7 protein-coding genes are annotated in these 7,889 nt (G+C 55.8%); 3 read left to right on the top strand and 4 right to left on the bottom strand.

The features are described 5' to 3' along the window. Positions 1-279 precede the first annotated feature (279 nt). From NLU14_RS17395 to NLU14_RS17380, 4 genes are all read right to left on the bottom strand, one after another. Positions 280-609, bottom strand: a complete 330-nt coding sequence (locus NLU14_RS17395) for a MoaF-related domain-containing protein (RefSeq protein WP_275708865.1) — start codon at positions 607-609, stop codon at positions 280-282. A gap of 254 nt (positions 610-863) precedes the next feature. Beyond that, positions 864-1,715, bottom strand: coding sequence for a potassium channel family protein (locus NLU14_RS17390; protein ID WP_275708864.1), 852 nt, complete (start codon positions 1,713-1,715; stop codon positions 864-866). Positions 1,716-2,206: 491 nt separating this feature from the next. Continuing rightward, positions 2,207-2,710, bottom strand: a complete 504-nt coding sequence (locus tag NLU14_RS17385) for a copper chaperone PCu(A)C (RefSeq protein WP_275708862.1) — start codon at positions 2,708-2,710, stop codon at positions 2,207-2,209. 87 nt (positions 2,711-2,797) lie between these two features. Next, positions 2,798-4,753, bottom strand: coding sequence for an alkaline phosphatase D family protein (locus NLU14_RS17380; protein WP_275708860.1), 1,956 nt, complete (start codon positions 4,751-4,753; stop codon positions 2,798-2,800). A gap of 106 nt (positions 4,754-4,859) precedes the next feature. Between NLU14_RS17380 and NLU14_RS17375 the strand changes: the two genes are divergently transcribed. From NLU14_RS17375 to NLU14_RS17365, 3 genes are read left to right on the top strand one after another with little or no spacing between them, the layout of a single operon-like run. Next, positions 4,860-5,864 (top strand): glycosyl transferase family 90, encoded by a 1,005-nt coding sequence (locus tag NLU14_RS17375; protein ID WP_275708859.1) that lies wholly within the window; start codon positions 4,860-4,862, stop codon positions 5,862-5,864. A 16-nt stretch (positions 5,865-5,880) separates the two neighbouring features. Beyond that, positions 5,881-6,585 carry a response regulator transcription factor gene (locus NLU14_RS17370; RefSeq protein WP_275708857.1) on the top strand — a complete coding sequence of 235 codons (705 nt, stop codon included), beginning with the start codon at positions 5,881-5,883 and terminating at the stop codon, positions 6,583-6,585. Continuing rightward, complete coding sequence (locus tag NLU14_RS17365; RefSeq protein WP_275708855.1) at positions 6,582-7,889, top strand: sensor histidine kinase; 1,308 nt, start codon at positions 6,582-6,584, stop codon at positions 7,887-7,889. Before NLU14_RS17370 ends, NLU14_RS17365 begins: the two co-directional genes overlap by 4 nt.

The following is a 7,889-nucleotide window of genomic DNA, read 5'->3' as shown; positions in this document are numbered from 1 at the left end:
ACAACGCCATCGACGAGCTATTGCCCCACAACTGGAAGCCGGCTATACCTGACAAGGTGTGATTGCCGGACGCTTACGCATAATGGACTTAGTTGACTGGTTAACCTGCACTCCCCCCATAGCATGACCTTAGCACCCTGTGACGGTGCCGGAAGACGAACCGGTAAACAGGTGCGAGGAGGTATGTCAGTAGGGGCTATCTGCATTGGAACTCAAGGGTATCGGTAACCAGGCAGGTTGCCCCGCGAGCCTCTGCCACCTCACACTTCAAACCTCAGATCACATGACCGACTTGTTATCAATCCGTCCTTTCAGGCGCATAACACCGCCCTTAGCTGGCGTTACGACTGTGTGCGCTTCGCCGGAATGAAAATCCAGCACATGGACGATCGTGCTTCCAATATGCTCCTGCCAAGAGAGCAGTACTAGTTCATCGCGGATTGCGACTGCCTCGTATTCGACTGTGTCAGAGAAGCCGACATTGTCGCCCGAAACGATTTCCACAGTTAGCTCACACTCCGAATGAACAGTTATCCGTGGTGTAAACGGCTGAAAACTGATCTCAAGCACTTGGCCAACATCAAGTGGTAGTGTAGCTTTCTCGGCCATGTTTACCCCCCTTCTTTTGAAAATAATGATGTAAGAAGCGGCTTGCAGTGACGCGTTCTAGCGCTTGGTTTCGCAGCGTGCCAGAGCGTAGCGTAGGCACGTCCGGCAACAGCCATTTGTTAGATTAATGTGATCTGCAACCTTAAGTATCATGTGTGATCCCAAATGTTCTTAACGCCCGGCACACGCGACGGTTTGGAGTCGCAAAGCGGCGGAAAAGCGGTCGCCTTGATGCCGCTTGTCAATATCAGAGCTCATCTAACATTCAGCCTTAAAAAATCGACCTTATCATTAAGCTCACTTGCGAGCTCAATAAGTTCGTCAGCACTTTTCATCGGCCTATTGAGATTTTCCAATTCAACAACCTCTGGAAACACCGAAATCATAAATTTATATACTTTCTCCATCTCAAGGGCAGAACTAGAATCAAATGACCCTACGAATAGTGCTTCTTCTTTTTTTTCATAGGCTTGAACAATGAAGTCGCATTCCTTTATAAGTTGCTTCGCACATGTGATAAACGAAACGACTTTCGGATGCAGCGTTGAGTCAAGAGCAACATTGTTGTATTCAACCATTTTCTTTAACTCATCGTACTGGGGCTCTAAAGGGTTAATCTGGTGCCTTCGGCCCCAGCCATCAGCATTTCTCTGTGACATTTCTGGCGGTATGCCATGTTGTTTCTTATCTATTTTGTTGGCAGGATTAATAATCCATTGGAGAGCCCAGAAAATACTCGCATGCATCTTGCAAATGTGGCGTGCCATTAGAAGACGAGCTGGTCGCCATTTTTCGTCTTCTTCTTTTCTTTTAGTTTCTAATTCTCGCGCCGAGAAGTTATATGTTATTGCGTTTAGAAAAAGGCCAATAACAAATATTCCGGAGAGCGACTCGGCTGACGTGGCTAACCGTGCTGCATTGGTTTGCGGCGTTATGTCGCCGTATCCCAGGGTGGTAATCGTCACCACACTAAAATAAAAGCTATCAATAAAAGTCAGCGGCGATTTCCAGAAAGATGGGCAAAACCAATAGAGAAGTGTAAAAGCTAGCACCAAAAATGCGTAAAGGATACCAACCTGTGTTGGTGAGTGATGATTCAATCTCAAACTGTTTCTCCACTCTCTCTTGCCTATAGTATCGGCATACACTGCAGGAAATTAACGCTTGGGCTGAGCCGTCGTTTTGGAGGCGCAACGCGCCGGAAAAGCGGTCGGCTGCAACCCCTAGTTAGCTCTTTTTTGATCCTATCTTCATATTTAAAAAACCGAACAATGTGCCCTTTCCTGCAATGACTGGCTGGCAAACCTGCTCAATATCTTCAATGAGCTGATCTAGCCTCGGATTAATTGGATCATCTTCTTCGAGCCCCTCCAAAAAACGGCCTCGTGTTTCTCAAGCTGGGCTCCGTGCTTCTCCCACTGTTCCTCAGTCCGAAAATGATCCCTGGACCATAAGCGTGCGAGCACCCTCGCCGAACCCCGGGCGTATATCCAGCGTTCGTATAGCTCCACACATCCCCCCGAACATCGTTCGAAAAACCTAATATAGTTCATAAACTTAAATTGCACATTCGGAGCATAACCCCAGCCAACATTGGTCAATGCCCAGAATGCTCCATCCCCTTCTCTTCCATCTCCATGCCACCATCCAAAGGCTCAACATTCAGTTCAACCTCCATGGTTTCCGCACCGTCAAAATTCACCGTCAGCGGCACGCGCTCCCCTTCCTTCAGCCGTCCTTCCAGTTTTTCCAGCATCAGGTGATAGCTGTGGGGTTTCAGTTCCACGGTTTCGCCGGCGGGGATGGTCAGACCATCCTTTAATGGGCGCATGCTCATGGTGCCGTCGTTCATGGTGCTTTCATGGATGGAGACGCTTTCTGCCCTGGGGGTGCTGGCACTGGTAAAGGTGATGTCGCTGTCGCCGTGGTTGGTGATGGCCATGTAGCCAACGCCCACGGGTACGCCTGGGGGTGTCGGGCGGCTCCAGGGGTGGTCGATGGTGACGTTTCCTGTGGCGTATTCGTGGGCCATGGCGGGGGTGGCGATCAGGGTGCTGCAGGCGATCAGTGCGGTGGCGGCCAGTCTGGAGAGCGGGTTCATGGTGTGTTTTGCCTCGTAAATGGATGTTTCAAAGAGAAATAGTTTAAGGGCAACAGTGTTGCCTCTGTGTTCGGTGATCGCAAGCGCTTATTGGTGCTGGTCCGGCTTCAGGAACCTTGTGCCGCCGGAGCGGGAGTTCCGTTGTTCGATGTTTGTGGGCGCTCCTTCTTCGTCCAGCTCCACCATGCCAATGCCGGCGTTGTTCCACAGCCGTTCGCCGGCGTCGCGGCCTTCGGGCTCCCTTGGGGTTACCCGCATGCGCCGGCGCTTGGTAAACCAGTTCAGTGGCGACCAGGGGGCATAGAGCCAGCGGTTGATCCGATCCAGCCACTCCATAAGGGTGGGTGGGAATTCGTTCTTGATGCCGCTGCTGGTGATCTGCCAGATTCTGGGGCGGTCCGGCCGGTGGCGCAGGCGCACGTCGTAGGCGAAGGAATAGTGAACGTCGCCGGAGAGGATCACGAAGGTTTCCGGGGTGCGGGAGTGGCCAAAGATGTTCAGCAGTACGTTGGCGGCCCCACGGTGGGCCATCCAGTTTTCAGCGTCCACTACCAATGGTTTGCCGATGAAGGTGAACACGCTCTGGATGGCTTCGATCAGTTTCACGCCGAACATGGGCGCGGGAGACACCACGATCACGGACTTCTCGCCCATGATGTCCTGCTGGAATTCGGTCAACGCTTCCCAGTCGAGCAGGCCCGACGGCCTGGCGCGGTTGAGCTCGCTGCGCCAGCGGCGGGTGCGGGTGTCCAACACCACGATGCGGGGTGAGGTCTGCAGGTTGTAGTGCCAGTTCTGGAACTGCAGCAGGGTATCGATCAGTTGATCCTGCCCGGTTTGGTCGTAGAGGGCGCCCTGCTCTGCCGATGCCGCCAGTTCCCGGATGGCTGGCATGATCTCGTCGAAGGCATCAGGGTTGTTGCCCCAACCCTGGCACAGCAGGTAGGCAATCAGGGCATTGCCCACAATGCGGCGGGAGAACGGGTGTTCGTAGGTTGTGCTCTCCCACAGGGCGGACAGGTTCCAGTCGTCCGTTACGTCGTGGTCGTCGAAGATCATGTAGCTGGGCAGGTGCGCCAGTGCCCGTGCCGCTTGGGGCAGCCCGGCTACGAAGTCATCAATGGCAGCCTGCTGTTGCTGGTAGGCGGTTGCATCTTCCGCGGACAGGGTCGGTTGCTCCATGGTGACCAGGCGCCAGCACACCGGCGACCAGACCAACAGGTACATGGCCATGACTTCGTTGAGGGCAATCAGGTGGTTATGGGCGTTGGCGGTGGTGAATACCGGCTTTTTGACACCACCGAAGAAACGCTCCAGCAGTGCCGCGTTGCTGCTGATATCCGGTAGCAGCTTTTCCCGGTGAAAGTAGGTGTCCGGGCTCGCCCTCAGTGCCTTGCTGTCGCTGACCGAGCTGCCGCTGATCACTTCCTCGTACAGGCCCAGGCAGTCGATCAGGCTGTGTATGGCTCGCAGCATGGGGCCGGCAACATCGTCTGCGTAAATCTGGTCGCCGGTCATCAGCATCAGGGCTGGGCGCTTTGTAATGTCGGCCCGGGTATCCACCAGCGTCTCGTCCACCCTCACCAGCCCGTCGGCTGCTGCGGAATGCGGGCGCCGGCATGAGCCATGGAGCAGCCGGTCCAGCTTTTCCCGGATCACGAAATCGGGCCGTTGTGCGCCCGGCATGCACAGGTGTGGTGCCCATTCCCGTATCCAGGATTCATCACTGCTGGCATTCCCGTCCGATTCGAAACCGGACACGCCCAGGTCGTAGCCGATACGGGTGTTTGCGGGCAACGCATCGTCTGTTTCAACGTCGATCAGATGCAGGTAGGCAGATGCTCCGAACCTTACCCTGGTGACTTCCTTTTCGGTGAGCACCCGGTCAAACCACGGCTCGTCTGCATCATCCCGATAAAGGCACATCCGCAGGGCCAGCGAACAGGACCCTACCAGCCAGAAGGTCACCCTGTTGAAAGTGGCGTGCCTGAGAATCGGCCCGGCCAGCACCGGCGGCAGGGACTGCAAAGACCGTTCGCTCATTTAATCCTCCTGACACACTTTGATGTTTTATTGATGTTTACCTGACATTTCCTTGAACCTTGCCCGGTTACGGTAGGGGCGTCTCAATCAACGTCCGGTGACAACAATGCGAGTCGGTGACAATTTTTCCAAGAACCTGCACAAACTGGGTTACTACTCCGGGAATGCGGTACGCTCTCTGGTTCCCCGAGCCTACTGGCAACGCCAATGCGACCTGCTGATGGCAGCGTACGAGGCCGAAACACCCGAACGCAAGGCCGCCATTGAGGCGAGGGTTGCCTACTACAATCGAATGTCGGTGCCGTTCACGTTGCCCTCGACGGCCGAACCCGCCGGCGATTTCACCTTTGCTGGTAAGAGTAGCGCCTATTGCTTCGACTTTCGCAACCTTATCCAGTGTTTCCCCCGGGACCGCAAAGTGGATTACCAGTTCGGGGACGTCACCGAGATTCCGGACGAGCCTCGTTTTGTGAAGAGCCGCCCCGTTCGTCGCGATGCCACCAATCGCAATTCAGTATTGCTCAAACTCAACTCGGTTCGGCATTACCAATTCGTTGAGGACCCCACCCCATTTCGCCAGAAGAAGCCCCTGGCGGTATGGCGCGGCAAGTCCAACCGCCAGCATCGCATTGATTTCGCCACCCGTTTTATCGGTCACCCACTGTGCGATATTGGTTGTACCCAGCATAAGGAACCCGAGGCCCAGCCCTACCACAAAGACTTCATGTGTATTGAGGAACAGCTGCAACACCAGTTCGTGGTGAGCGTGGAAGGCATTGATGTGGCGACGAACCTGAAGTGGATCATGGCCTCCAACTCCCTGTGCCTGATGCGCCGGCCCCGTTTCGAGACCTGGTTTATGGAAGGGGTGCTGGTGCCCGGTTACCACTACGTTGAGCTGGCCGATGACCATTCCGACCTGCCGGAAAAAATTCGCTACTACCAGGACCACCCGGACGAAGCGGAGGCGATCATTGCCAACGCCAACCGGTATGTTAAGAAATTTTATGACCAACAAATGGAACAAACCATTGCACTGTTGGTGATACAGAAATACCTTCAACTGAGCGGACAGGAGGTGTACGACCTCCCCAGTCTCAAGGCCAGTTGAAAAGGTAAACGGATACGTGCAAACCCGATTACTGATTGTTGAAGACCAGACCGCCCTGGCGGAGAACCTGTTCGAGTTTCTGGGTGAAACCCACTACGCCCTCGACTTTGCGGCAGACGGGCTGACCGCCCTGCACCTGCTGTCCAGCCGAACCTATGATGTGGTTGTGCTGGATGTGATGCTGCCCGGTTTGACCGGCTTCGAGCTCTGCAAACGCATGCGGCAGGATTTGAACTGTAGTACCCCCATCATTTTCATGACGGCAAAGGGCGACCTGCCGGATAAGGAAGAGGGCTTTGAACTGGGCGGTGATGATTACCTGGTCAAACCCTTTGCCCTGCGGGAGCTGCAACTGCGGATCGACGCGTTATCCCGCCGTGGCACTGCCGGCAACGCCGGGCTCACCGCCGGAGACCTTTCTTACAATCCGGACACGCTCCAGGCCAGTTATCGTGGCCTGCATGCCGTTGAACTGTCGGGCGCATCGTGCCGCATCCTTGAGTTGCTGATCCGCAGCTACCCGAAGTTTGTCTCCCATGAGGAACTGAGCAATGTGATCTGGGGCATCGACGACGGCGACACCCACACCCTTCGCACCCACGTTTACACCCTGCGCAAGACACTGCAGAAGGAGTTTGGCCACTCCATGGTGCGCTCCATTCACGGCCGGGGCTACCGGCTTGAGCTTCCGCACTCAGGCGGCGGAGAAGTGGCGCAGTGACACGCAAGGGATCGCTGTCAGGCCGACTGTTCCGCACCATGCTTCTGATCGGCATCATCAATGCCGCCATCACAATGGTGGCCACCGAGCTGATCTACGAAGACATCGAGGAAACCAGCCTGACCATCGGCCTGGCCGACGAACGTGCCTACTTTGAAGAGCGTATTGCCGGGGACGAAGTGGCCTCGTGGAGCTCCGCGCTGTTGACCGCGTTCTTTGTTCCGGAAGGGGAAGAAAATGTGGAGCTTCCCCATATGTTCCGTGGCAGGCCTGTGCCCTATGCCGCGGAGGTCGATCTGGAGGATGAAACCTACCTGCTTTCGATTGCGCCGACGGAAAGCGTGCCGGGCGTGCTGTATCTGGCCCAGGACATATCTATACTGGAGAATCGGGAAGACTGGTTCCAGGAGGTAGGCTTCGTTGTTTTCGTCGTCGGCATGCTCGCCATCAGTCTGATCATCGCCCGGCTCGGCTCCACCCGGATTATCCGCCCCCTGCAAAACCTCTCCAGCCAGATACGGAAGATACAGCCAGACAGCTCGTTCAAGCGTATACCCGCCCACTACGCCGACGAGGAGCTCAACGAAATCGCCAGGGTGTTGAACGACCTGCTGAAGGCACTGGACACCTACGTGCGCCGCGAGAAGGCCCTGGTAAGCCTGGCGAGCCATGAACTACGTACGCCCATTGCTGTCATATCCGGTGCGTTGGATGTCATTGACCAGCGCAGCCCGGCTGACCCAACCAATCGCAAGACACTGGACAGGATCCGGCAGGCAACGGACAAGATGCAGGCGGATGTTGACGCCCTGCTGAAGCTCGCTCATCGTGCCTCCGGGCATGACAAAGCGGATGTCGTTGATCTTGAGGTTTGCGCCCGCCGGGTAGTAACGGAGCTGGAAAACAGCGCGCCCCAATATGTCGGAAGGGTGAAGCAGGCCGTCACCAGACACCCGGCCACCATTGAGGCCGACCAGACACTCGTGCACATGCTGATGCGCAACCTGGTCCAGAATGCCCTGCGTCACACCCAGGGCCTGGTCTACATCGGCATTGAAGATGACCGGCTCAGCATTTCAGACGCCGGCGAAGGGCTGCCGTCGCACGTTCGAGCACGGCTGGACGGCAACAACGATGAACAATCGGTTCCCGCGGACGGGCTGGGCCTGTTCATCGTGCGCCTGATTTGCGAACGGCTGAAATGGAGGCTTCACGTTAGCCACAGCGGTAACAAAGGCACTAATATCCAAATCGTATTCCACCAGGAATCCACCGACCCATCCGCACAGGCGGAGCAGGAGTGA

It is taken from the genome of Marinobacter iranensis, assembly GCF_029207565.1.
In the GTDB taxonomy this organism is placed as follows: Bacteria; Pseudomonadota; Gammaproteobacteria; order Pseudomonadales; family Oleiphilaceae; genus Marinobacter; species Marinobacter iranensis.
Note: the sequence above shows the minus strand (reverse complement) of the source record. Positions and strands in the feature narration are given on the sequence as shown.